15 protein-coding genes and 7 pseudogenes are annotated in these 24,498 nt (G+C 59.8%); 8 read left to right on the top strand and 14 right to left on the bottom strand.

What is annotated here, in order from left to right; genetic code table 11:
* Positions 1 to 7: 7 nt before the first annotated feature.
* The 3 genes from NKH80_RS01885 to NKH80_RS01875 all read left to right on the top strand — a co-directional run bounded on the left by NKH80_RS01885 (position 8) and on the right by NKH80_RS01875 (position 4,126).
* The gene (locus NKH80_RS01885; protein ID WP_352707140.1) at positions 8 to 1,570 is read left to right on the top strand and encodes an amino acid adenylation domain-containing protein; all 1,563 of its coding nucleotides are present in this window, start codon (positions 8 to 10) and stop codon (positions 1,568 to 1,570) included.
* A complete protein-coding gene (locus NKH80_RS01880) occupies positions 1,570 to 2,718 on the top strand; it encodes an acyl-CoA dehydrogenase family protein (protein ID WP_352707142.1) in 1,149 nt (382 codons plus the stop codon). Before NKH80_RS01885 ends, NKH80_RS01880 begins: the two co-directional genes overlap by 1 nt.
* Before the next feature lie 256 nt (positions 2,719 to 2,974).
* The gene (locus tag NKH80_RS01875) at positions 2,975 to 4,126 is read left to right on the top strand and encodes a glycosyltransferase (protein ID WP_352707144.1); all 1,152 of its coding nucleotides are present in this window, start codon (positions 2,975 to 2,977) and stop codon (positions 4,124 to 4,126) included.
* Positions 4,127 to 4,368: 242 nt separating this feature from the next.
* On the opposite strand, the pseudogene NKH80_RS01870 reads toward NKH80_RS01875, so the two are convergent.
* Positions 4,369 to 5,175: pseudogene (locus tag NKH80_RS01870) on the bottom strand (IS5 family transposase).
* Positions 5,176 to 5,844: 669 nt separating this feature from the next.
* Between NKH80_RS01870 and NKH80_RS01865 the strand changes: the two are divergent.
* Positions 5,845 to 7,521, top strand: coding sequence for a tetratricopeptide repeat-containing sulfotransferase family protein (locus tag NKH80_RS01865; RefSeq protein ID WP_352707147.1), 1,677 nt, complete (start codon positions 5,845 to 5,847; stop codon positions 7,519 to 7,521).
* Between the two features lie 140 nt (positions 7,522 to 7,661).
* Here the strand turns inward: NKH80_RS01865 and NKH80_RS01860 are convergent.
* The 4 genes and pseudogenes from NKH80_RS01860 to tnpA all read right to left on the bottom strand — a co-directional run.
* Positions 7,662 to 8,015 (bottom strand): annotated as a pseudogene (locus tag NKH80_RS01860) (porin); the annotation flags it as partial.
* A gap of 320 nt (positions 8,016 to 8,335) precedes the next feature.
* Positions 8,336 to 10,007: pseudogene (gene tnpC / locus NKH80_RS01855) on the bottom strand (IS66 family transposase).
* Positions 10,008 to 10,073: 66 nt separating this feature from the next.
* On the bottom strand, positions 10,074 to 10,394 hold the full coding sequence (gene tnpB, locus NKH80_RS01850) for an IS66 family insertion sequence element accessory protein TnpB (RefSeq protein ID WP_352506223.1): 321 nt from the start codon (positions 10,392 to 10,394) through the stop codon (positions 10,074 to 10,076).
* Complete coding sequence (tnpA, locus tag NKH80_RS01845) at positions 10,391 to 10,744, bottom strand: IS66-like element accessory protein TnpA (protein ID WP_352989229.1); 354 nt, start codon at positions 10,742 to 10,744, stop codon at positions 10,391 to 10,393. Before tnpA ends, tnpB begins: the two co-directional genes overlap by 4 nt.
* Positions 10,745 to 11,328: 584 nt before the next feature.
* Here tnpA and NKH80_RS01840 point away from each other — a divergent pair.
* Positions 11,329 to 12,423 carry an acyltransferase family protein gene (locus NKH80_RS01840; RefSeq protein WP_352507945.1) on the top strand — a complete coding sequence of 365 codons (1,095 nt, stop codon included), beginning with the start codon at positions 11,329 to 11,331 and terminating at the stop codon, positions 12,421 to 12,423.
* Positions 12,424 to 12,448: 25 nt separating this feature from the next.
* Here the strand turns inward: NKH80_RS01840 and NKH80_RS01835 are convergent, their stop codons facing one another.
* The 3 genes and pseudogenes from NKH80_RS01835 to NKH80_RS01825 all read right to left on the bottom strand — a co-directional run bounded on the left by NKH80_RS01835 (position 12,449) and on the right by NKH80_RS01825 (position 14,982).
* Positions 12,449 to 12,616, bottom strand: a complete 168-nt coding sequence (locus tag NKH80_RS01835) for a hypothetical protein (protein ID WP_352507946.1) — start codon at positions 12,614 to 12,616, stop codon at positions 12,449 to 12,451.
* A 97-nt stretch (positions 12,617 to 12,713) separates the two neighbouring features.
* Positions 12,714 to 13,509: pseudogene (locus NKH80_RS01830) on the bottom strand (IS5 family transposase).
* A 105-nt stretch (positions 13,510 to 13,614) separates the two neighbouring features.
* Complete coding sequence (locus NKH80_RS01825) at positions 13,615 to 14,982, bottom strand: exopolysaccharide biosynthesis polyprenyl glycosylphosphotransferase (protein ID WP_352705806.1); 1,368 nt, start codon at positions 14,980 to 14,982, stop codon at positions 13,615 to 13,617.
* A 389-nt stretch (positions 14,983 to 15,371) separates the two neighbouring features.
* Here NKH80_RS01825 and NKH80_RS01820 point away from each other — a divergent pair, with 389 nt between their 5' ends.
* Together NKH80_RS01820 and NKH80_RS01815 are read left to right on the top strand one after the other, a co-directional pair.
* On the top strand, positions 15,372 to 16,148 hold the full coding sequence (locus tag NKH80_RS01820) for a Crp/Fnr family transcriptional regulator (RefSeq protein WP_352705804.1): 777 nt from the start codon (positions 15,372 to 15,374) through the stop codon (positions 16,146 to 16,148).
* Positions 16,149 to 16,327: 179 nt separating this feature from the next.
* A pseudogene (locus tag NKH80_RS01815) lies at positions 16,328 to 16,748 on the top strand (hypothetical protein); the annotation flags it as partial.
* Between the two features lie 486 nt (positions 16,749 to 17,234).
* Here the strand turns inward: NKH80_RS01815 and NKH80_RS01810 are convergent.
* Positions 17,235 to 17,519 (bottom strand): annotated as a pseudogene (locus tag NKH80_RS01810) (transposase); the annotation flags it as partial.
* Positions 17,519 to 18,324, bottom strand: a pseudogene (locus NKH80_RS01805) (type IV secretory system conjugative DNA transfer family protein); the annotation flags it as partial. The pseudogenes NKH80_RS01805 and NKH80_RS01810, both read right to left, overlap by 1 nt.
* A gap of 271 nt (positions 18,325 to 18,595) precedes the next feature.
* On the opposite strand from NKH80_RS01805, the gene NKH80_RS01800 reads away from it, so the two are divergent.
* Positions 18,596 to 18,961: a TIR domain-containing protein gene (locus NKH80_RS01800; RefSeq protein WP_352738763.1), complete on the top strand. Its 366-nt coding sequence runs from the start codon at positions 18,596 to 18,598 to the stop codon at positions 18,959 to 18,961.
* Positions 18,962 to 19,949: 988 nt separating this feature from the next.
* On the opposite strand, the gene NKH80_RS01795 is transcribed toward NKH80_RS01800, so the two are convergent.
* The 4 genes from NKH80_RS01795 to NKH80_RS01780 all read right to left on the bottom strand — a co-directional run bounded on the left by NKH80_RS01795 (position 19,950) and on the right by NKH80_RS01780 (position 23,021).
* Positions 19,950 to 20,294: a transposase gene (locus NKH80_RS01795; protein ID WP_352822036.1), complete on the bottom strand. Its 345-nt coding sequence runs from the start codon at positions 20,292 to 20,294 to the stop codon at positions 19,950 to 19,952.
* Positions 20,294 to 20,497, bottom strand: coding sequence for a hypothetical protein (locus NKH80_RS01790; RefSeq protein WP_352989224.1), 204 nt, complete (start codon positions 20,495 to 20,497; stop codon positions 20,294 to 20,296). The genes NKH80_RS01795 and NKH80_RS01790 overlap by 1 nt, the downstream gene beginning before the upstream one ends.
* A complete protein-coding gene (locus NKH80_RS01785; protein ID WP_352778711.1) occupies positions 20,481 to 20,918 on the bottom strand; it encodes a hypothetical protein in 438 nt (145 codons plus the stop codon). The genes NKH80_RS01790 and NKH80_RS01785 overlap by 17 nt, the downstream gene beginning before the upstream one ends.
* 114 nt (positions 20,919 to 21,032) lie before the next feature.
* Positions 21,033 to 23,021, bottom strand: coding sequence for a family 16 glycosylhydrolase (locus tag NKH80_RS01780; protein WP_352738771.1), 1,989 nt, complete (start codon positions 23,019 to 23,021; stop codon positions 21,033 to 21,035).
* Positions 23,022 to 24,498 lie beyond the last annotated feature (1,477 nt).

Below are 24,498 nucleotides of genomic sequence, written 5' to 3'. Positions count from 1 at the left end.
GCCCGCCATGACGGTTGCTGCCTTACACGAGTATCTGGAACAGAGCGCGAGGCGGCATCCCCAGACGTGCGCCGCTGTCGAGGCGAGCTCTGGGCGGCAGATCACCTACGGCGAGCTCGACGCGCTGTCGGACCAAGTCCGCGACCATCTGCGTCGGATCGGCGTCCGGCCGGGGGACCGCGTCGGCATTTGCCTTCCAAAATCGATCGCCTCGCTCGCTGTTCTGTTCGGCACCTTGAAGGTGGGCGCGGCCTATGTGCCCGTCGACTCTCTGGCACCGCCTGCGCGTAGCGCGTTCATATTTAACGACTGCGGCGTGCGCGCGATTTTCGTGGAGGCGTCCCGAGCCGAAACTTTGCGCTGTGAGTTGGCGCGCTTGGCTGCGGAACCGTGTCTCTTACCGCTCGACTGGTCCGACGGTCCCTCGCCGCTCGCGACGTACCTGGCTCGCGTAGAGGCCGGCAGCTTGGCGGTGGAGGACGAATCGGCGCGGCCGGGGCCGGACAACCTCGCTTACGTGCTTTACACTTCGGGCTCGACCGGCCAGCCGAAGGGCGTGATGCTGACGCATCGTAATGGCTCGAGCTACGTGGACTGGTGCTCCGAGATCCTCGCCCCTGACGAGAATGACCGCTTCTCCTCCCATGCGCCTTTCCACTTCGACCTGTCTATCCTCGACATCTTCGTACCGCTGAAGCACGGCGCGACCGTATTCCTCATCGGTGAGGAGCTCGGCAAGAACCCGACCCGGATGGCGTCGGTTATCGCCGAGCGGCGGTTGACCGTCTGGTATTCCACGCCCTCCGTACTCACGCTTCTGGTCGAGCACGGCAGCCTTGATGCTCGCGACGACCACGCTCTTCGGTTCATTCTATTTGCCGGCGAGGTTTTTCCGGTCAAGCATCTGCGCAGGCTAAAGGCTGTGGTCCCACGCGCACGCTACCTGAATCTCTATGGTCCAACCGAAACCAACGTCTGTACCTACTACGAAATCCCGCAGACGATCGCCGAAGACCGCTCGGCGCCGTTTCCGATCGGGCGCGCCTGCGCGCATGTTAAGGCACGCGTGATCGATGCGAATGGTCGCAACGTGCCGCGAGGCCAGGAAGGCGAGCTCGCAATCAGCGGTGCTCCCGTGATGCTGGGCTATTGGAACATGCCTGAGCGAACAAGCGCCGCTTTTCACGTCGATTCAAGCGGTCGCTGGTACCGTACCGGCGATGTAGTGATCGAAGGCGATGGCGGAGTCTACACCTTCCGTGGTCGACGCGACCGGATGGTGAAGAGGCGGGGATATCGGATCGAACTCGGCGAGATCGAGACGGCGCTCTATCGCCATCCAGCGATCTCCGAGGTGGCGGCGATCGCTCGCTCGGAGGAGTCGGGCGTCTCCATTAAGGTGTTCTATGCCTCGCGCGACGGCCATGCGCTGTCGCTCATCGAGCTGAAGCGGTTCTGCGCTCACAACTTGCCGGCCTACATGGCCCCGGACTGGTTCTCGCATCAGCCGTTACTTCCGAAGACATCGACAGATAAAATTGACTACCAGCATCTGATAAGGATGGAGTAGTGGATTTCGCGCTGAACGAGGAGCAGCGCATCCTGCGCGGTGAGATCCATCGCTTCGCGCAAGATAAGCTCAATAAAGATGTCAGGCAGCGCGACCGGGACCAAGTATTCCAGCACGAGTTGTGGCAGGCCTGCGCGCAGATGGGCCTGACCGGCCTGCCAGTCCCCGAGGCCTACGGGGGACCCGGTCTCGATTCCCTGTCCACGGCCATTGCAATCGACGCGCTCGGCTACGGCTGCGAGGATTCCGGCTTGGTCTTCTCGATCTGCGCCCACCTTCTGGCCTGCGTGGTGCCGATTTGGAAGTTCGGCACTGAAGAGCAGAAGAATCGATATCTTCCGAGGCTCTGTGATGGCACTTTGATCGCGGCCAATGCGATGAGCGAACCGGAGTCGGGCTCCGATGCATTTGCGATGCAAACCCGGGCGGAGCCTCATGGCGACGGCTTTCTAATCAACGGCACGAAGACCTTCGTGAGCAACGGGCCGGTGGCGGATGTTGCCGTCGTCTTTGCTGTCACTGACCGCGCCAAGGGGTATTTCGGCGGCATCACGAGCTTCCTCGTGGACCGCACGCTGCCCGGCTATCGGGTCGCGCAAAAGTTCGAAAAAATGGGACTGCGGACGTCTCCGATCGGGGAGCTTGTCTTCGAGGACGTATTTGTTTCGAAGGACGCTGTTCTCGGTGGAGTGGGCGGCGGCTCCAGGCTGTTCGTCCATAGCATGGACTGGGAGCGGGCGTGCCTATTCGCCAGTCATGTAGGCACCATGGAGCGGCTTCTGGAAAAGGCAGTGGCCTATACGCGCACCCGACGTCAGTCCGGCCAGACCATCTCCAAGCACCAGGCGGTCGCCCATAAGATTGCCGACATGAAGATGCAGGTGGAGGCGGCCCGACTGCTCGTCTACAAAGCGGCGTGGGGCCTTGAACGCTCCCAGTCCGTATCCCTCGACGCCGCCGTTTCGAAGCTCTTTGTGAGCGAATCGCTTGTTCGCACCACGCTCGATGTCGTCCAGGTCTTCGGCGGCTATGGTTTCTTGAGCGAATTCGACGTCGAACGTGCCGTGCGTGATGCCATCGGCAGCAAACTCTATTCCGGAACTTCTGAGATACAGCGCAACATAATTGCTGGCTGGCTGGGGCTTTGATGACGGCTGTGGTCAGAACCTGTCCGGTGAAGGGCGGCGTGTGCTGTCGCTGGGCCTGCCCCCAGTTCGCGAAAAAGGGCGCTCGATTTTGGTGAGGCAACCGGCGAGTGGTACTATCACAACCCATGGAGCCACCGGGGCGGAGGGCGCTTTTGTCGTTCGACTTGGTGCGTCTGCCCAGCCCGTGGTCTCCGAACTTGCGGCTCAGAGGCGAAGAACTAGACCAGCCGCGAGGCGTGAAAGATAGGCTTTGTGGATGCGGCTTCTCTATATACATTCTGCGCACGTTCCGGCGCCGGCCGCCAATGCGGTACAAGTCGCAAAGATGTGCCATGCATTTCGGGTTGCCGGAGCGGAGGTCCTACTAGCGCTTCCACGCGCCTCCATGAATACACGGGATCATTATGAGAAGATCGCGCGCGAATACGGATTCGGTACCGAGTTCCCATTCCGCGTTCTCCCTGTACCCTTTTGGCCTGTGCCCGGCCGGGAGCTTTTTTTTGCTGTGTTGGCACTTCTTGCTGCGGTCTGGCTGCGGCCGCATGTCGTCTTTACACGCTCGGCTACTGTAGCGCTTGTTTCTGCCGGACTTTTCGGGTTCACGACCGTTTTTGAGCTTCACGACCCGATTGGCAGTTTGAGCAGACGTCAGCGTCAGCGCCTTGCCAAACTGATAGGCCTAGAGGCATTCCGTATGCTGGTCGTCACGTCGCAACGTCTGCGGGACGACAGCATCCGCCTCTTTCCTCAACATGCGGGAAAATTTCTCATCGCGCCCAATGGCGCGGATCCGGTTCCGCCGAATGTCGAGCCATGCAGCCTCAGCGGCACGTTCAAGGTTGGTTATGTCGGACATCTGTATAAGGGAAAAGGCATGGAGATAATCAGCGCTATTGCGCCTCGATGCGGCTGGGCGACATTTCACATCGTCGGCGGAACACCAGGCGATATAGAGTATTGGACATCGAAGCTGGCCAAATGCCCGAACACAGTGTTTCACGGCTACGTTCCTCACGCCGCGACATGTGCCTACTTGGCCGAAATGGACGTTGTACTCGCGCCCTATCTTAGAGATGTAGAGGGCCAGGGCGGCGGTCGAAATATCGCTGAGGGAATGTCGCCGCTCAAGCTCTTCGAATATATGGCGCATGGCAAACCCATAGTGTCCTCCGACCTGTCAGTTATCCGAGAAGTTTTGAGGGATAGCGTCAACAGCGTTCTGGTGTCGCCAGACAACCCGTCCGACTGGGTCAAAGCTCTTCAGCGCCTGCGCGAAAACAAGGCGCTTCGGGATCAGATCGGTCAGCAGGCGAAGGCAGACTTTCTGGCCAGGTATAGCCGCATCGCACGCGCAACCAACATCCTAAAGGAAATCGAGAACCGGATGTCGTCGAGCCGAAGCTTATAGGCTGCACAGTTTTTCTTATTGAAGGCGGCCGCGCCGTCAGCAGGTTTTCCTAATCCACTTCCCGCGCCAGAAGAAATCATGCGCTCATAAAGATCCGGCGACTGAACCGGCGCGAACCCGAATTTTGGGGCTCTATATACTCACTGGCGCGGGAGCGCTCGAGCATCAAAATCAAAACTATCAGTTCAATCCCGGACGATGGATTGCCTATCCATGCTGCTTCTGAGAGTCCGTTTTGAAATTCACGGATGAGCGTTTCGGCGGATGAGATTGCCGCCCATTGCGACAAGGATCATGGCTTGCGAGACATCGATGCGCTGCTCGTAGTCGCGCACGAGGCGGCGGCATCTTGTCATCCAGCCGAAGGTCCGCTCGACGACCCAGCGGCGGGGCAGGATCTGGAAGCCCTTCTGGTCGTCGGATCGACGAGTGATCTCGACCACGAAGTCGAGATAGGCGGCTTTGTCCATGAGCTTCAGCCTGTCATAGGCGCCGTCGGCGAATAGATGCTTCAACCAGGGCCAACGCTTGCGGCTACCATCCAGGATCGCCTGAGCACCGGCACTGTCGGAGATATCGGGGGTGGTGAGATTGACCATCAAGAGCCGCCCATCCGTATCGACGGCAACGTGTCGCTTGCGGCCGACAATCTTCTTGCCGGCGTCGTAACCCTTGTTTCAGCTTGCGGAGCTTTGACCGACTGGCTGTCGATCACGCTAGCCGTGGGACTGGCCTCGCGCCCGGCTCGCTCGCGATCCAGCATCAGCGCCACATCGTGGATGGTCTGGAACAGAAAACGCCGCGCCAACTCGGGAAACCAGCCGTAGACCGTCTGCCAGGGCCCGAAATGGATCGGCAGCATTCGCCAACCGCGACCGGAGCGGACCAGGTAGCGCACGGCGTTGACCACCTCCCGGACATCAACGCTCGCGCGGACGGCCGCGACGCCCAGGCTTGGGCATCAGCGGCGCGAACTGCTCCCACTCCTCGTCCGTCAAATCAGACGGGTAGCGCGTACGCCTCCGGCGAAGGCCGCCTTGCGCGAGCATGGCACAGGCTCGCGTGGAAGGGGAGTCACTTGCTAGCGTGGGCGGGGGAAGGGTGCAAGTTTTCCGGCGTGGCCGAGCCGCGGCGATCGCTTCAGCCGACTGACCGCTTCCAACTTGTGGTGGGAACATCAATTCTCGAAGCCGGCGCTGCCCCTCATCGCCCTGCCGGGCACTTCTCCCCGTATAGTGACGGGCTAGCGTGCGCACACATCTGATTCGAAGGGGCAATTTCTTTGATAAGCCAAGAGCCTTGAAAACGTACGTTTTCCAAGCTGTTGAGCCCGATGCTCGGCTCCAGAAATGCGACCATCACTTTGATTTCATTGGAGTTGAATCAAATGTGTGCGCACGCTAGATAGTGACGGGAGAAGGGGCGGGCCGCAGCGCTGGCTCTCTTGCAGGCCGGCGATTGGTGAGATCGCCGATCACAGCGCCCCTCTCCCCGTCACTATAAGGGGAGAGGGTGCCGGCAGGCAGGTGAGAGGCGGCGCTAACGCCCGGAAAGAGTGACAGGACGATTTCAAAACCTTTTAGCGACGCATCCCGGGTTGAGCCTTCGACGGACATGGTGTTTTCGCCGTCGTACTGACTGGCCGAGAGCATCGTCGCGCTCACTTGGCGGTTCGCCCAAGGCTGGATTCTCCCGCGCCGTTTTGCTAGCGACATAGTATGAGCAACCGATTGCCGCCCGCCTGGGCAAAGCACCTCAAAACTCAACCCCCGGCTAAGGCGGCACCGCCGAAAGCTGCGCCACCCAAAGCCAAGCCGCAGGCCCGCCCGCCTCGCGCGCAGGCCGACGACATGCTGTTGAGGCAAGCGCTTGAACTTCAGAAATTGGATCAGCTACCTGAGGCCGAGGAGCTCTGTCATCGCGTTCTGGCGCGCACGCGTGAGCATCCGCTGGCATTGTACATACTTGGCACATTGGGGCTGGATTTCGATGATGAGTTGTCCATCAAATACTTGGCCCGGGCGGTCACCCAAGAGCCTAACAATCCGTACTACCGGCTCACACTTGGCGAAACCTATTTAAAGGTTGGCGATTACCTGCCCGCAATCAGGCACTTGCAACGGGCCTGCGAATTGAAGCCTGATCTTCTGGAGGCACTTTGCGGCTTGGCGCAGGCCTACGCCAAATTCGACAAGGCCGACATGGCTTTGCCCATCTATGAGAAGGCGCTGCGGATCGACCACTATCATCCGCAAGCCCGGATGGGTCTAGCGGATACGCTCGTAAGTCTCGGACGGATGGACGAGGCAGCAGCTTGTTTAACGGAAAACATCGCCAGGCGTCTCAACGTGCCAGGGGCTTACAACACCCTTGTAGGCATCCGGAAATTTTCTACCGAACCGCCCGAACTCAAGTCCATCCTGGACGAACTTGCCAACCCGGCGATTTCCGCCGACGAGCCCTATGGGCTTCATCTGGCGGCAGGCAAGGTTCTGAACGACCTTGGCCGTTACGGCGAGGCGATGGACCATTTTCTAAAGGCCAAGACATTCAGGACTTTAGATTTTGACATTGAGTCCTACCGCAGGTGGGTCGATTCCCTGATCGGGCTATTCGATGCCGGCTTGCTGGCATCCAAAGCCGGGTATGGTAACCCATCCGAAGCGCCCGTGTTTGTCCTCGGGATGCCGCGCTCGGGTACAACACTGACCGAGCAAATCTGCTCGAGCCATCCTTACGTTCACGGGGCCGGAGAGCTTACGAAACTGGGGCGAATCGCGGCCTCCATCGGCCTGAAGGGGGAGCCGGGACAAACCTTTGGATGGACAGTCAAGTCGATGACGATCCAGCAATCGCATGCGTTGGCTGAGGAATATCTATCCAACTTGCGTCTCTATTCGCCTACCGCACCACGCATTATCGACAAACTGCCTCATAATTTCGAGCTTATCGGTCTGATCGCCATCCTCTTCCCGAACGCGCGTTTTATTCACTGCAAGCGCGACGCGATCGACAATTGTCTTTCCTGTTTCTTTTCCGACCTAAAAAAGGGCCTTGATTACAGTTACGACCTTGGGACTCTTGGACTGGCTTATCGTGAGTATGAGCGGCTTATGCGCCATTGGCACTCGATCTTGCCCGGGCGAATTTTTGAGAATCGCTACGAAGAGCTGATATCTGACCAGGAAGGGCAATCGCGTCGCTTGATAGATCACCTTGGCTTGACCTGGGATGATGCCTGTCTTCGCTTTTTCGATAAGGCTGGGTCGGTCAGAACTATCAGTCGCTGGCAAGTCCGGCAACCGATCTATAAATCGTCGGTCAAGCGCTGGAAAAACTATGAAAATAGGATCCAGCCACTGATCGATGCCTTGGGTGATCTTGCCGTACTTTGAACAGGATTGGCGACTGACCACAAATCCTGATGACGAAGCCGTCGACGTTCCTCGTGCGACCTTGATCAGATAATCGCGTCACGTATACGAAAAAACCCGGCGGTTGCCCGCCGGGGTCGATTTCAGTCAGATGCTGCCGATTAGAAGTCGCGCTGGAAGCGGAGGATACCGCCGACGCTGTTCTTCTTGTCGGCGCCGACCCAGTTGCCGTAGATGGTCGGAGTGTCGAAGTTGCCGTAGTGGTTGTAGTCAACTTCGGCCGTGATCGTGAAGGCAGGAACAGCGGTATAGGCGACGTTCGCAGCCACACCGTAGTTCTTGTCGTCGTCACCAGACACCTGGAGATTAAACGCGGTCTTCTCGTTGAACTTGTAGGTGCCGCCGGCCCACCAAGCCCAGTTGCCGCCCCACTGCTTGTAGAAGCCACGACCGTTGGCGTCGATGCCACCGCCGATGAGATGGACATCATTAAGGTCCCCATCGTTGCCATAGCCGAACGTACCCATCCGGTGAAGTCCGGTGAAGACCGCAGACGTGCGTATCCAGCGGCCATGAGCACCTGAGCACCGCGGTGCTGGGGTCAACCTTTCGATGGGGAGACGCGATGATATTCTTCGAGAGGAGCTTGACCTCCTCAAGCCTTCATCGGTGAAGGCCAAGATCCCGTCGTCATCGTTGGCGCCGTACACCCAGATGACGCCGTCCTCGGGCTCGAGACCGAGGGTCAGATCCTGGATGAGCGCTTCGCTGACGCCGAGGTCCCTGGCGACACGCTCGACGGTGTAGACGTGATGCACCTTATTGCGCTGCATGATCAGGCCGCCGCTGGTTGGGTCCGCAGTCTTGCGGATCTCCAATTCCATGGCAGCAAATCATCGATGCGATGGGCCGGACAGGCGGGCAGTCGGCCGAGGACGTCGGCGAGCCAGGCCTGCGGGTCGATGTCATTCAACTTGGCGCTGACGATCAGGCTGTAGAGAACGGCAGCGCGCTGGCCGCCGCGATCGGAACCGCAGAACAGCCAGGACTTTCTGCCGAGAGCGATGCCACGCAGGGCTCGCTCGGCTGCATTGTTCGTAGGCAGATCTGCCCGTCATCGAGGAACCGGGTGAAGGATGACCAGCGGCGCAGCATGTAGTTGAAGGCCTTGGTCGGATCGTGTCCGCGCGAGAGCTTGTCGCGCGTCTCGATCATCCAGCGCTCGAGCTCGGTGACCAGCGGTGCGCTCCGCTCTTGGCGCACGGCGAGGCGTTGGCCTGGCGACAGGCCGTTGATCGCGCGTTCGATATCGAACAGGGCATCGATGCGCTTCACGGCTTCAACCGCTAGCGGATAGACCAGGTTAGGCTTGTCGCCGCGCGCCTTCTTGCGCACTGCCGCTTCGATATCGGCCAGCTCGAACACTTTGCGCCGGCTGTGGGCCCAGCAGCTGGCTTCCAGAACAGGCGCCGGCTGACGGCCTGTCGCATAGAGATCGCCATAGCCGCCAAAGGCATCGGCCTGCAGAATGCCGCTCCAGCCGGCGAGATGCGCCGCGGGATGTTCCCCTCGACGATCGCGGGAATAGTAGAACACTGCCGCCGGAGGATCGGCGCCGCCGAACGGTCGTCGCGCACATAGGCCCATAATCGGCCGGTCTCGGTCTTGCCCTTGGCCAGGACCGGCACCGTCGTGTCGTCGCCGTGCAAACGTGAAGCGGCCAGCACATGGGCTTCGAGTCGCCTGAACAGCGGCATCAGCGCCGCGGCGCCGGCGCCGACCTGGTCGGCAAGCGTCGACAGGCTGAGCGGCACGCCTTCGCGGGCATAGCGTTCAGCCTGACGGTTGAGCGGCTGATGCTGGCCGAACTTCTCGAACAGGATCATCGCCAGCAGGCTGGGACCGGCCCAGCCGCGCGGGGTGGCGTGGAACGGCGCCGGAGCCTGGCTGATCGTCTCGCAGTCGCGGCAGGTGAACTTCTCCCGCACGTGCTGGATCACCTTCCATTGCCGCGGCACCACCTCCAGCGTCTCGGTGATATCCTCACCAAGCTTGCGCAGCCGATGACCGCCACAGCAGTGGCAAGCGCTCGGCGCCGGCTCGACCACGCGTTCGCGTGGCAGATGCTCGGGAAATGGCTGGCGCGCTGGTCGTTTGCGCACATAAGGCGCCACCTCGGTGGTCCGGGCCGCGGCCTGTTCGGCGGCGATCTCGTCTTCCGTCGCCGTGCTCTCGAGTTCCTCGAAGGTGAGCTCCATCTGGTCGTGCAGACGGGCTGAGCGTTCAGAACTCTGACCATGCAGCGCCCGCTGCAGCTTCCGGATCGTCAGATGCTGATGTGCGATCAGCGCCGCATCATCCGATGCCTTGGCCCTGGCGACCGCCAGTTCGGCCTCGACCAGCGCAGCGCGCGCGGCCTCGTCTTCGGCTCTGGCCAGCGCCGCGGTCAGCGCTGCTCTCAGCGCGCCGATATCGTCCGGAACAGCATCCTGGGCGGTGGCAACCATGCCCTGGAATGAATCATAAAACGCGTCCGCTGACTCGCGGAAAATGGCGCAAACTCAAAGAAAAACTCAGCCCGCGCGCTGCGGGCGGAACGTGTGACGCGGGTTGCGCCAATCGATCCCGTCGAGCATGTAGGCGAGCTGCGCCGGTGATATGGAAACCGTGCCGTCCGCCGGCGACGGCCATAGAAACCGGCCCTTCTCGAGCCGTTTTGCATATAGCGACATGCCGAGCCCATCATGCCAGATAAGGAAGACATAAAGATCGCCGGCATGCGGATCCCGGCCCAGCGTCTCCTGAACCTGCAGAGCGAGGCCTTGCATCCCGCGACGCATATCGGTCCGGCCGACCGCCAACCAGATCCGCACCTGGCTCGGAACCGGGATCATGAAACGCCCAGCGCCTTCACCATCGCCGCCGCCAGTGTCGGCGGCGTGGTCAGCGGTATCCGCAGCCGCGCCTTGCCGGCGATCTCCAGCTCGATCACCGCTGGCGGCGCCGCCGGCACCGAAGCGGCGACAGGTTCATCGGGAACCACGACAACTTCGGCAAAGCCCGTCTCGCGGGCTCTCACCGTGCGGCGCCACTTATAGATCAGGCTGGTCGCGACATCGTACTGACGCGCCACCGCCGCCACTGTGGCCCCGGGCGCGAATGCCGCGGCCAGTATCCGGCACTGATCCTCTTCACTCCAACGACGACGGCGCTCCGGCCCGGTCAATATCGTCATCTGGCTCATGCCGTGCTGCTAACTACGCTCGTAAGGACGACCTTAAGAGCGCAGCTTCGCTACCGTGCCATGCTCGCGCAAGGCGGCCTTCGCCGGAGGCGTACGGTAGCGCAAGGTCTTCTTGGCGGATCTGGGCCATCCGGCCACGGCTCTGCTCTGTCCGCATCCAAAGCTTGAATCATAACCCAGCCCCAGACGGAACCCATAGTCAGCCGATTTTCAAAACGGTCTCTGAGAAGCCCGAACCCGGTGGATCGCTCGCTGACTGTCTCGACCTTGTCGGCGTTCGCCGCACGGCAATCCCAAGGTTGATCGAACCGGCCCTGCCAAATGCCGCGGTGAGCCGCCTTGGCATTGCCTTGCTCGGCGGCGAATGTCCCATTCGAATACCGTGGCCAGTCCAATGCGAGGCCTTGTGTATTTCGGCGTGGAATAATTCCGGGCCGATTGACAGAAAGGGCGAGCCTAGGCGCAGCGCCGTCTCCCCAATAGGAGGTATGACGTCGCATGCGAGGCGTCGAAAGAGGTAATTGCCTCCGAAATCACCTCCGGTCAGACTAAATGATTGTCGCGAGCGCGAGAGCCAGGCTCTGATGCTGAACAATCTCCAGGTGCTTCGGGCTGTCGCCGCCTATGCGGTGGTTTTGTACCATGCCCAATCGTTCATCGAGCGCCTGCACCCGCTTCCCGTTCATTCACATCTGGGGGCTGCGGGTGTCGATATATTCTTCGTCATATCTGGCTTCATCATGGTTTATGCGAGCGACAGAAGCCACTGTGGCCCCGCCGCGTTCTGGCGTGACCGACTCATCCGGATATTGCCGCTATACTGGATCACCACTTTCGCGATAATAGCCGTCAGCTCTGTCGGCTTCAGTCCGTCAGGACTGCACAATTGGGACGGCTCGGACCTGCTGACATCCCTGTTCTTACTGCCGAATATACGGCTCGACGGCGTTTCGGAGCCCATACTCGTTCCGGCATGGACACTGATCTACGAGGCCTTTTTCTATTTCTTCTTCGGCCTTTTCCTGCTTTCGGGGCGAATTAGTCGGGCAACTACCATTTTGTCGGTGGCCTTTCTGTCGTTTTGGTTCATGGGCGTAGTATTCAAGCCACAATCTTTTGTGATCGAGTACTATACGAATGCCATCCTACTTGAGTTCGCGCTCGGCTGTTTGCTGGGGCTCTTATATCTGAAGTCACGGGCACTCGACCTGCCCCACGGAGCAACACTGAGTGTCCTCGCGATTGGGGTAGCCATTGCTGTGCTGATTGCCCAGGACTGGTACTTGGGGGTCGAGGTTACGCGCACCGGGGAAATCAGGCTCATGCGGCTTGGCCTACCAGCGACGGTCATCGTCGCCGGAGCGTTGATGCTTGAGCGTTCAAACCATCGGGCGTCGCATCGAGGCGCTCTCCTGCTGGGGTCTGCGAGCTACGCGACCTACCTAATCCATCCGCTGATTCTGCACGGCGTGTACTTTCTTTCGGCAAAAGTGCTTCCGGCTGGTTCCATTTTCTCAGCCACTTTTTATTTGTTCGCCGCATTTGCCGCTGTCTGCCTCTTCAGCGTTGGCCTGCATTTGTGGGTAGAGGCACCGCTCACCCGCTCTCTCAAGCAGCTGTCCCGCAGCCAGTCAGGCAGGAGAGGTATTCCAATGCCCAAAGGTGCGAGCGCTCGGTAGGACCTGTCAAGTCTTCCCGGCGATGCTACAAGACAGCCGTGCCGGTGCGGTCGGTCTCGCGCGTCATGCCAAGGTGCAGCGCGGCATCGACCTGTTCCGCGTCCTCAGAGACGCTCAGATTGTCCTGAAGGTGCTTCGGCGTGTGGGCGTAGCCTTTGGTTGTCTGGAGCGAGGTGTGCCCCCATCCATTCACCGTGAACTGTCCCTTAGAATGCGCAGTTAATGTGAGAGGCCGCTCTACGGCCTGCTACCGGTTCCATGGACACAGAGTTAAGAGTCCGTTTTGAAATTCACGGATGAGCGTTTCGGCGGATGAGATTGCCGTCCATTGCGCCAAGGATCATGGCTTGCGAGACATCGATGCGCTGCTCGTAGTCGCGCACGAGGCGGCGCCATCTTGTCATCCAGCCGAAGGCCCGCTCGACGACCCAGCGTCGGGGCAAGACTTCGAAGCCCTTCTGGTCATCGGATCGACGGATGATCTCGACCACGAAGTCGAGATAGGCGGCCTTGTCCATGAGCTTTAGCCGATCATAAGCGCCGTCGACGAACAGATGCTTCACCCAGGGCCAGCGCTGGTGGATACCATCCAAGATCGCCTGAGCGCCGGCACTGTCGGAGATATCGGCGGTGGTGAGATTGACCATCAAGAGCCGCCCATCCGTATCGACGGCAATGTGTCGCTTGCGGCCGACGATCTTCTTTCCGGCGTCGTAACCCCTTGTTCCAGCTTGCGGAGCCTTGACAGACTGGCTGTCGATCACCGCCGACGGGCTCGCCTCGCGTCCGGCCCGCTCACGATCCAGGATCAGCGCCACATCGTGGACGGTCTGGAACAGAAACCGCCGCGCCAGCTCTCGAAACCAGCCATAGACCGTCTGCCAGGGTCCAAAGTGGATCGGCAGCATCCGCCAGCCGCAACCCGAACGGACCAGGTAGCGCACCGCATTGATCACCTCGCGAAAATCAACCTCGCGCGGACGGCCACGCCGCCCAGGCTTGGGCATCAGCGGCGCGAACTGCTCCCACTCCTCATCCGTCAAATCAGACGGGTAGCGCAAGGTCTTCTTGGCGGATCTGGGCCATCCGGCCACGGCTCTGTCCGCATCCAAAGCTTGAATCATAACCCAGCCCCAGACGGAACCCATAGTCAGCCGATTTTCAAAACGGTCTCTGAGAAGCTGCTATACATCAATAGACATTACGATCCGAAAGCACCAGTACAGCGGTTGTCCAAATTATCTTGAGATCGAGCTGCACGCTCCAGGACTGTATGTACCAGAGGTCATGCTCTACGCGTTTTTCCATCCTCCACAGCTCCTTCGTTTCCCCTCGAAAGCCATTGATCTGAGCCCAGCCTGTCAAACCGGGTTTTACACGATGGCGATAAGCATAGCTCGCAATAATCGCACTATAGGTATCGTCATGAGCGAGGGCGTGGGGTCGCGGCCCCACGAGGGACATTTCCCCCCGAAGCACATTAAATAACTGCGGCAGCTCGTCGATATTTGACTGGCGCAATATTCGGCCAAGTCGGGTAACCCGCGCATCATTACGCTGAGCCTGGCGAATTTCCGCACCGTTCTCCTGCACGGTCATTGATCGGAACTTGTAAATATTGAATGGCTTACCACAAAAACCCCGCCGCGTCTGCCGAAACAGCACTGGGCGACCGCTCTCGAGCGCGATGGCACACGCGACTACGGCCATCAACGGAAACAGGAAGAGCAGTAGCAGTGATGCAAAGGCAATGTCGAATAACCGCTTCAGCAGGCGTTCGGCAGGCCTCAAAGGCGCGCGCTGGACTTCGAAGGCTCGCTGCCAGCCGGTGTGCAGCGGGCATCCGGCCAGAATCTTGTCTATGTAGGCATCGGCGAAAAGATAGATCGGCAGCGGGAGGCGGGACATTTCGTCCAGGATGCCTGCGATCAACTTCCGCTGATCCCAAGAGCAAAAGAGATAAACTGCCCCATACGGGTCACTACGGAACGCAGCCTGCGCAGCTGCGACGGCGGCTTGCACCGATCGTGCTGCGATCGTGCCATCATGGTTCTCGATGTTCGAAACACCGCAAACCGCGATGCCCTGTTGCCCGAGCTTGCCGATTATCCCCTTTTCCATTCCAGGACCGCCAGCGTAAAACAGATAAACTGTGCGCAGGACGAGCTTCTCGGCGGCCAGAAGCCGTTTCAGCACACGCGCTAGAACCACGTGGCCAGGCAGCAGGGTTGGGAATCCGACCGCAAACGCCAGCGTCAAGGAACCGCGGGAGAACGTCGACGTCGTCTTCGTGAGAAAGGCGAGCCAGAGAATTGAAAAGAAAACGAATAACCACCCGGTGAAGAGTGTTTTGATCACGCGGTGATCGTCCAGGATGCCACTGATCGTGTAGGCGCCTCTGGCCCCCATGAATGCGACAAGCAATAGGCCGGCGGTAACACTTAGATAAATCGTCTCCCAAATATCTGGCGGGCTCACGCCGACGTACCTATGATAGACGTCATTTGACGCAAGAAGTATCGTCTCTCCAAGGAGGAAATCAGCAGTTGCAAGAAACACGCAAACTGCTCCCACAGGAAGCCGTAGCGGTTCTACGCTCCGCTTCAAGAACGCACGCGACGCCTGGGTTGGTGCATGCCGCATGGAGACAAGCCCCCGAATCCTGTTGTATCCCTTCTCCTTCTTGGGGCATGGCACACGCCGTCCCATAGAAGGGGGTTATCCCAACGGCTTTCAGTCGATCACATTTGATTTAAACTCTCTCAGAGACAGGGTCGCTGTTACCCCGGGCACATAGGAGTGCCTATTTTATGCTATCCTAATATGGTAACACTTCTGTCTGAGCGCTCTTGCGCGAGAACGGCCCGAAATCGGGCTCGTTCTAAGAGGTAGTCAAGGCAACGCTTTTGGGGACCGGGGCGCTTTACCCTATCAGGGGGGCAGGAGCCATGGCAGATTGCGGCGCTGAGGTCCGGGTCAAACAGCTCGATAAAATACGCTTATTTCAGCAATTTGACCCAAGTATTCTTAGTGAACTGGCGAAAGTGGCCATTCTACGAAGGGTTCCGAAGAATAAAGTCTTAACTCGCCTTGGCGACGTGCCAATTTATATTTACTACATAATTCAAGGAAAAATTCGGCTTAGTGCTCCCATCTCGGATGGACGTGAATTCATCTTTGCAGATCTTGGTCCCGGTGACACTTTCGACCTGACTAGGTTGTTCATCACGCGAAGAAGTAACATGAATGCTGAGTCAGTTGCGGACAGCGACTTGCTGCAAATCGAAGTAGCTTTCATGGTTAGGGTCTTCGACAAACACCCCGATCTCGCATTAAAGGTGATCCCGTACTTGTGCGAAGCAACCCACGACGCGCAGGAGCGAGTGATCCAAAGTGCGGCCAGTGCCCTATCCACTCGATTGGCGAGCACGCTCTTGCGATTGACAGAGAGGCCGCACAGCACGACTACCGTGGATAGAGCTCTGAGTATCCACATTTCGCAGACCGACCTCGCGGCAATGGTCCCGGCTTCTCGAGCGAAAGTGAATCGTTGCCTGAGAGAATGGGAACGGCGGTATATGACCCGATACGACCACGGCTCGCTGACGATCCTCAATCGCGCCGCGTTAGAGTCTGTTGCTCTTGGCGAGATCGCCTTTGATCGTTCAATGATGCATATCCCACGTGCTCGAGCATCTCCGTGGCATGCTCCGGGGAGACAATGAAACCGGAAGTGGTGCCGGTCGTCCTCGCATCCCTCGGTAAAGTCCTTCTCGTCGGCGTCGTAAGTCGCCGCACCGGACATATGCGCCTTCTCACCGGCGTCAGCGCCAATGAGACAGAATTGGGTTAATTGAGAGCGCAGGGTTTCTGAGTCATCGGAGCCTTTCAAAGGCGCAGAAGGTTTTCGCGCATGGATTCCGTCGGCCAGTCGCGCATGGGCCGGCTGCACGGGGGCCGTCGCGACAAACTCGAAATCAGCCCGAACCCTGAGGGCCGGCCGTCGGCCTAGCGCGGTGGCGCCGGCACCGCCCTGGTCGGCGACGCGGCGACAATGGCGGAGCGGATCGACGAATACCGCGCATTGGGATCGATACCTTCATCCTGCCCGACTATCCGCATCTGGAGGAAGCCTATCGCTTCGGCGAACTGGTGCTGCCGCTTTTGCCGCTCGATCACGAGGTTTCGACGCGGCCAACGGCCGTGAACATGGGGCCGTTCGGCGAGACGTGGCTGGCGACCATCGGCCGTCGGCGCTGCGCGCGAGCCAGTCTTGGGCGTGCGTCGTCTGCTTCCAGCGTCGTGATGAGGGGAGCGGGCCTTAAGACTACCGGTAACAAGATGCGGCTCAGTTTTTTCAGATCACTACGATCAGTGAATGTCGGTATCGGTGGTTGCGCGTCCCTGATTTGAACCTGCGCCGGCCAAGAGCCGATAACTATCAGGCAGCACGTTTGATGGTCCTCTTGCTCAGCTTTACGACGAAAGCGTTCCCCTTCTTCATGGATGGCTACCGTTTTCCGGCATGTAGTTCCAAGTGGGGCCGCCAGACGGGTACGCAGGGGTAATCCTGCGTGATCAAGATAGGTCGAGATGAATGTGCACCAGCCTCACGGTTGATCGCGACATTCGCGAACCCGTCTGCTCGCAATCGCATTGCGCGTGTCTGCTTTCCGGTGCAGGGCCAATGTTCGTACAGGCGTAATCCCGCCGTGTGCATGTCTTTTCAAGATGCCGCCGCCGAATCTAGGGTGAGGGCTTTGCAGGCCTAGGGGAGGGCAGGGCGCTACGCTAACTTATACCAACGGCCCTCATAAATGACCTGAATGTGCCCACTTCCGCATTCCGATTGAGGTGATTGCGTCGGGCTTTGCGGCAAGCCTTTTCCATGCGTCGCAGGCAGCGTCGATGATGTCGCCATATGTGTCGAAGACGCGGTTGGAGAGGAAGTTGGCGCGCAGATGTTGCCAGACCTGCTCGACCAGATTGAGCTCCGGAGAGCGCGATGGCAGCAGGATCGGCGTGATGTTTTTTGGCCAGACGAGATTGCCGGTGGTGTGCCATCCGGCTCGGTCCAGCAGCAGCACGGCGTGAGCGACATCGCGGTGGAGAGAATGCCAGACCGCTCGTTGTCGGATTTGTTCAAGAGCTCGCGCGCCGTTGAGGCGACGACGGGATGCGAGGCGATCTCTCCGAGATGCGGCGTCGTCATCATCGCTGCCAGAGTGGTCTCGATCGGCCGCTTTGGGTCTGACGGGAATCCCGCGACGCCGGCCAGCGTCTTGTCGGGCTCGGAGTAGAGTACGTGCAGGATCGCCCCGACGAGCAGTGAGTGGCTGGTCTTCTCCCAGTGATTGCGCTTTTCGAGCGAGCCTTCGGGATCGACCAGCACGTCGGCGACATTCTGGACGTCACGCACCTCCCACTCGCCGCGGCGCACTTCGAGAAGCGGGTTGTAGGCGGAGGACTTCCTGTTCGTGGGATCGAACAGCAGCACCCGCCCGTGCCTGGCGTGCCTGGCGCGAAAGCCTGCAGCGAGCTGCCAGTTCTCACCCTTGATATCGTGCACGATGGCCGAGCCCGACCTGGTGAGAAGCGATGGCACGACGAGGCCGACACCTTTGCCGCTTCTCGTCGGCGCGAAGCACAGAACATGTTCCGGCCCGTCGTGACGGAGATAATCGCGATCGAACATGCCGAGTACCACGCCGTCAGCCCGAGCAGACCGGCGGACTTGACCTCATTCGGTTTCGCCCAGCGCGCCGATCCGTATGTCTCGACGTTCTTCGCCTCGCGCGCCCGCCAGACCGAGATGCCGATCGCCACGGCGATGGAGATGAAGCCGCCAGAGGCGGCGATGAATGCGCCCTCGACGAAGATCGGTGGCGCATAGGTGGCAAAGGTCCTCAGCGGTTCAAATCGGGACTAGCCCTTGCGAGCCGTCGCCAACTAGCGGGGCTCCTTCCACCTCGGCAGGTCATTTCAGGTCGCGACAGCCTAACGCTGAACGCGCACGCAAGTGCAGTTCTCTCGGTGGCTGCTCTCCACAAGTACCCTACAGATTCGGCCGCGGGCGGGGATCGTTTCCGTGCGTGTCTTGCGCATTCAGCGTGGTTAAGACACCGTGGCAGCGGGGACGGCGGTGGTACGACCTGCTGTAGTGAGGGAATAGATGAACAAGCCCCGCATTTTCCTTGGCTCGTCGGGAGCGCAAATGAAGCTGGTGCAGGCGCTTACGCGCGGCCTCGAAGACGTCGCGCATGTCGATCCCTGGACGACATCCTTCAATCCAGGCACGACCACGCTGACCCGTCTCCTCGAGCTTACGCGTGAAGTGGACTTCGCGGCGTTCGTGTTCGCCCGCGACGACTGGACGACGGCCAGCCTGCACGCTTCCCCTTCCGCTGGTTCCGGCCAGGCTTCTCCGCGCGACCATGTCGTCTTCGAAGCCGGTCTTTCAGCAGCGTCCTCGGCTCGCGCCGAACCTTCATACTGCATGCGAGGGGTTCGAAGCTTCCGACCGATCTCCTCGGATTGACGTGCGTACGATACGGCGAAGCGACAAAGGCTGCCGAGATGAGGACCATCAACCAGAAGCTTCGAAAGGCGATCGAGAGCGAGGGCCGCGTCGCACGCATTGAGGGCCTGTGGTGGCAATTCTCCCTCTCGGCGCGCGGGCCCGCGGGAGCCTTCCGCCGTAGGCCTCCTGCGCATCTCGCGAGCCCTCGACAGTACGCTGGAGCTGCGTGGCCGCTCATGGCTGGAGGACGGCACTCTGTCCGCCAGATACTGGAGCGAAGCCCTGAAGGAGAGGAAGGAGCCTGCCGGCGTATTCTACTACTGGAACCGAGAACGGCCCCGCGACCCTAGCGCACCGCAATTGTGCGGTAGGGGAGAGATCCTGCTGGAGTGCGTCGATCGCGCCACCGGGTATTTTACGACCCGTTCGGACGGCCCCGAGGGCGTGAACGCGCGGACATCCGGTGTCTACCTGGGCGCCGATCCGGCGGATTGGCCATCCTGGACGGAAACGACGATCGCCAGCGCGCGGAGTTGATCGCAGAGCGGCTGGCGCGCTGGAAGTCGATCGCGAACGCCTGAAATCAGGCGTTCGGCATCTCCTTCGCCCACCACGGGAAAAGCCACCAGCGGCCTTGCCGGAGCTTATGGGCGCTGTTCTCGCTAGCTGTCACGAACGGGCACTGGATCAGTCGGAGCGACGTTGTAGGAATAACATCACACGATATCCCTGCTGCCAAAGACATCCAACACAGTTTATGACGCAGTAGAACTAGAGCAGCGCTCGAAAAAGTGGTCACCGGTTTTTCGAACAAAGCGATGCGCAAACAAGAAGCTACAGCGGTGCGCGGTGATCTCGTTCACGGTACACGACTCAGGCGTGTTTTGAGACCGTAATCGATCGTCGGGGTGCTTTTGCGAGCCATGCATGGGCAGCTGCTTTGGGGCTGTTGAGTATCCAGTTCCTCAGCGCGTCGAGACCGATACGGAACCACGACTTCTCCCGTCTACCGTGGCTTTTGCGCGGTATGGCCTTTATGCCCATGGGTCTGGGTGGCGCATCGATAGGCCCATGTGATGGCGAGCATGACGACGACGACGACGATGAGGCTTGCGAACTTCTCGGGATTGGTGATGTGGGTGTCCTCGAGATTGAGGCCTCGTGTCTTGGTATCACCGAACAGGCATTCGATACCCCACCGCTTTCGGTAGTCGTTGAGGGCCTGCTTCGGATCGGGCGATTGGTGGCCACGATCAGCCATTCGCCGTTGCCAAGGCGTTTGGCGGCAAGACGAAGAGGCTCGCGCGTGGCGCCTACTGTGCCGTTGATGTACCCGACGAGGGTTGCGCATCAGGCCCGCCTGCGCCGCAAGAGCGTGGCGAGCGACCATGAGCGACCGTCCTCGAGGGTGACGGTCATGTCGACCTTCACCCGGATGGCAAAGGGGATATTGTTTTCGTTGGGGAAATCCATCCATTCGGCGCCGATGAACTCACGATCGGCGAGCAGGCAGCGGATGGAGGCAGCAGGAAACAGGCTAAGATAACGGCGCATCAGTGCGATGCGGTGACCCGTGTCGGAGTTGCCCTGATGCGGTAGTAAGGCAAACAGCAGCGGCACCCGGAAGCGCCTTGTGACGATCGCCAGCATCAGGATGTTGATGTCGCGCGATCCGAGCTTCCAGTTGGTTGCGATCGAGCGCCAGATACTTTCGTCGCTCCAGGTTGAGCATGTACACTACGAGCCGCGCCGCCACGGCTTGGTCGAGCCGGACGAACTGGAAGAACCGCTGTAGCCGCCGATATTTCGAGGCATGGCACACCGGGCCGCACAGATGCACGGCCAGATGCGAAAGGTTGACGCTGCGCGACTGGGCAAGCCCGGCGATCAGCACTGCAAGCGTCACAAGCCGGCTCTTGCTCAATGCAAAGTGCCAACCTAACGTCTCGATGAGAGCGGAATGAATCAGTGGCATGGGCGAAGATCCTTTTGCTGAGGAATCTTCAATCCAAACACATCATCCCGTTCTCACCCTGACTGTCGTGTACCGTGAGATCTCGTTTTCACGCGCACCGCTGTAGGCGCCGGATCAGATCACGAAAAAATCGTCGGCCAGCAGCGTCGGCCTGTTCGTCAGCGTCGCGAGCTGTGTCACGCCGCCTGCGACGTTTCCGTTGGAATCGTAAAACAACGCACCCGTAGCCTTGTCATAGACGATGTGGTCGTCGGCGTCGTGCGCGCTAGTTCCAGCGAAGAAATACCTTGGCTCGAGGGCTCCGGTGGCTCCCAGCTCCTGCATTACCGCATTCTGGAGCCTGAATGTATCGGCCGTATGGTTGAAATCAGTGATGATGTCGCGGTTTGCCACTGAGAGCGGCGCGCTGAAAACGAAGGAATCGTTGCCGCCGCCACCAGTAAGCTGGTCAATGCCCAGACCGCCCGTTAGTGCATCGTTGCCACCCCGCCCAAGCACGGAATCATTGCCTCGGCCGCCGTCCAGGTTGTTGTCGCTGTCGTTGCCGTCGAGCACGTTGTCGAGGGAATTTCCCGTGGCTCCGACGTTGGCGTTTCCGGTCAGATGCAGATTTTCTACCAGCCGGCGATCGACCGCCAGTGAGTACGTGACCAAGCTGAAAATCTGGTCGAGGCCCGCTTCGTCGATGACGTTGTCCAGTACATTGTCCACATAATAGGTATCGTTGCCGGCACCGCCATTCAACAGGTCGGCCCCGGTCCCGCCATCGAGCCGGTCCGCGCCATCATAGCTAGATAACCGGTTGTTCCCATTGTTCCCGGTCAGCTCGTTGTCGGAAGAATTGCCTTGGGCGTTGATGTTGGCGACGCCCGTGAGAGTCATATTTTCGACATGGCTGGGCAGTGAATAGGTGATCGAGCTGAATACCCGGTCGTTGCCCGCCGCGTCGCCCTCGACCACGCGGTCGAGCGCATTGTCAACATAGTAGGTATCGTTGCCTGCGCCGCCCTCCATCTTGTCGATTCCGACCCCGCCGGATAGCAGGTTCCTGCCGGCGTTGCCGACCAGCGTGTTGTCGAGTTCGTTACCCATCGCGTCGATGTCGGCAACGCCGGTGAGCGTGAGCTGCTCTATTTGCCGGCCGGACAGCGAATACGATATCAGGCTGGAGACCAGATCGATTCCGGCGCCCTCAGCCTCAATGACTACGTCGAATGCGTTATCGACGCGGTAGGTATCGTTGCCCAGACCGCCGGACATTCTGTCAGCACCACCTCTGCCGTCCAGAACGTCATCAAAATTGCCGCCCTTCAGGATATCCGCCGCACCCGTCCCGGTCAGGTGCTGCTCCATCACGTTCGGCGCGGCATAGGCGCGGACGTAGTCGACCACCATCTTGTACGTGCCGGACGCCTGCTCGACCTCTTTGGGATTCATGGCCAGCGAGACCACCATATAAAGTGGCGTGCGGAAGAACTCGCTCATTGGAAAGCGGCTCAACTCTTGGCCGTCATAGTAGACGGTGATCCAGTCCGTCGTGATCCTCGCGCCATAGGTGTGAAACGCCCCGTCGAACATCGAATCGGCCAGGCGCGTATAGTCGCCCCGAGCGTAACTTTCCGAAGTGCGCAAGTGCACCGCCCGGTGATGACCATCAGGATCGCCGCCATACGCTTCAACGATATCGACCTCAGGACGCGGTACGGAGGTATCCTGCGGCAGCATCCAGAAGGCCGGCCAGGCTCCCGCCCCGCCGTGGAAGGCGGCGCGCATCTCGAAATACCCGTTCACTTGCGCGAAACCCTGGCCGGCGCTGTTAACCGTTTGCATCGTTCCCGACTGCCAGACGCCGCCCGCCTGCTTCATCGTAATGGTCAGCTTCCCGTCAGAGACAGAGAACGGATTCGTTGCCCCCACCGGCGACATGAACGTGGCGGCCCCGTAGGGGGAGTGTACCGGCGCGAACCACTTGCCGGTGCCGTTGTTCGGCACGACATCAAGCGTGTTGAACTCGTCAGAAAAGGAGAGCTTGAACCCCGAGAGGTTCAGTTTCGATCCCTTGTACTGTCCGGTCCAATCGCCAGGAAGATCCGTCGCAGCCATTGATGGGCACCTCGTTCTCTCAACATTCTTGCGGCTAACCCCACCAAGGCCTAATCGTGTAGTGGACACCCATTCCGTCGCAATGCGGCCAGTACGGTTATCCCCAACATTTCACGAGAAATTTGGGAGATGTCGCAAATCGGTTGACGTAGCCGGCACACGATACTGCGTATCCTCCGATACCGTGACGCCTGGCTCGAACGCGCCGCAACCAGCCGCTCCTTCACCGCCCGCGACCAGCGCCGCCGGCGCTGCACCAAGGTGATCACTTCCACGCGCGGAATCGTCATAGGACTCCTCCCAGGATTATTCCCCGGACTTGCAATGTTCGTCCCAAGGCGACAAGGCGGCCTTCACCGTAGGCTTGTACGCCGGCGGAGGCGGCCTTCAGTCGGAGTTTCAAGAGGCTCACGGGCGTCTCGCCAGCGGGGTGGCGCGACGGTCGGCGCAGATGGATGACCGAACGTCCGTTTTCTCAATCCGATTCGGACCTGCAATCTCGCCTCCGGAATGACCATTAGGGGTGTGCGCCGTGACAAGGCGGCACTTTCCAGTGGGTGCAAGCCCCACCCGGCAACCGCTCCAGCCGGAAGCAATCGGAGCAGTCATGGAGGTGACGAAATGGCTGAAGCCGTCGATTAGCGGGTCACGAATTGGTGACCGCGCGAGTGTGCAGGCCGCAACGTGAGTGAACGCTGAGCAAGCCTCGAAAAGGTCGATGTGCAGGCCGACCCGACAGCCCTTTCGGGGAAGGCTGATACGGATGGGTGAATTTGAGCGACGTTTGAGCCCATCTGCTGCACCGGGGTAGTGGCGGCAGCATGTACACAAGGAAAGTGCACGCAACACGGGAAGCCCCAGGACGTGGTCAGGGATGACCAACCGGATGCCCGCGAGGGACAGGCCGGGCGCCCTGGGGTGGCGGAGAGGTTCGTAGTACCGCTGAAGCCGGGTAACGCCGGTGGAGGGAAGGCACCTCAGTTCAAGACGAACGCAATAAGCGGAGAGGGACCTGGCGATTGGGCAACCTATCAACTCCGAAAAGTGTTCAGGAACTTTCAGACGGCGTCACATGCGAAAGCGAAGGCAGAAGCCGGTTATCGTTTCTATGCCCTGTACAACAAGATCAGCCGCGAGGATATTCTGGCGTACGCCTATGCCCAGTGCCGCTCCAACAAGGGCGCGCCGGGCGCAGATGGTCGGGACTTTGCGGACATCGAAGCCTATGGGGTCGAACGGTGGCTCGGTGAACTGGCGCTTGCACTCAGGCAGGAGACTTACCGGTCGGAAGCGGCTGAACCGGATGCTGCGCGGATGGGCCAACCCTCCCCAGGGACACGCCGAAGGGGACTCTACTCCCTCCCTGACCGACATCAATGCCATGTATGAATCGTACATTGGTACGGTGCTGGGCCGCAACTGTCAGGAATGTTTGGCTAGAGTTTCTGAGCCGGTGATCGGATATATTGGCTCGCGC

Source organism: Mesorhizobium sp. M0904, from assembly GCF_040319475.1.
Classification (GTDB): Bacteria; Pseudomonadota; Alphaproteobacteria; order Rhizobiales; family Rhizobiaceae; genus Mesorhizobium.
Note: the sequence above shows the minus strand (reverse complement) of the source record. Positions and strands in the feature narration are given on the sequence as shown.

Bases quoted from the DNA above. Each gene is read 5' to 3' on its own strand.
- NKH80_RS01885 (WP_352707140.1), top strand. From the start codon at position 8: ATGACGGTTGCTGCCTTACACGAGTATCTGGAACAGAGCGCGAGGCGG.
- NKH80_RS01875 (WP_352707144.1), top strand. From the start codon at position 2,975: ATGCGGCTTCTCTATATACATTCTGCGCACGTTCCGGCGCCGGCCGCC.
- NKH80_RS01865 (WP_352707147.1), top strand. From the start codon at position 5,845: ATGAGCAACCGATTGCCGCCCGCCTGGGCAAAGCACCTCAAAACTCAA.
- tnpB (WP_352506223.1), bottom strand. From the start codon at position 10,394: ATGATCCCGGTTCCGAGCCAGGTGCGGATCTGGTTGGCGGTCGGCCGG.
- tnpA (WP_352989229.1), bottom strand. From the start codon at position 10,744: ATGAGCCAGATGACGATATTGACCGGGCCGGAGCGCCGTCGTCGTTGG.
- NKH80_RS01840 (WP_352507945.1), top strand. From the start codon at position 11,329: ATGCTGAACAATCTCCAGGTGCTTCGGGCTGTCGCCGCCTATGCGGTG.
- NKH80_RS01820 (WP_352705804.1), top strand. From the start codon at position 15,372: ATGGCAGATTGCGGCGCTGAGGTCCGGGTCAAACAGCTCGATAAAATA.
- NKH80_RS01800 (WP_352738763.1), top strand. From the start codon at position 18,596: ATGAACAAGCCCCGCATTTTCCTTGGCTCGTCGGGAGCGCAAATGAAG.
- NKH80_RS01795 (WP_352822036.1), bottom strand. From the start codon at position 20,294: ATGCGCAACCCTCGTCGGGTACATCAACGGCACAGTAGGCGCCACGCG.
- NKH80_RS01790 (WP_352989224.1), bottom strand. From the start codon at position 20,497: ATGCGCCGTTATCTTAGCCTGTTTCCTGCTGCCTCCATCCGCTGCCTG.
- NKH80_RS01785 (WP_352778711.1), bottom strand. From the start codon at position 20,918: ATGCCACTGATTCATTCCGCTCTCATCGAGACGTTAGGTTGGCACTTT.
- NKH80_RS01780 (WP_352738771.1), bottom strand. From the start codon at position 23,021: ATGGCTGCGACGGATCTTCCTGGCGATTGGACCGGACAGTACAAGGGA.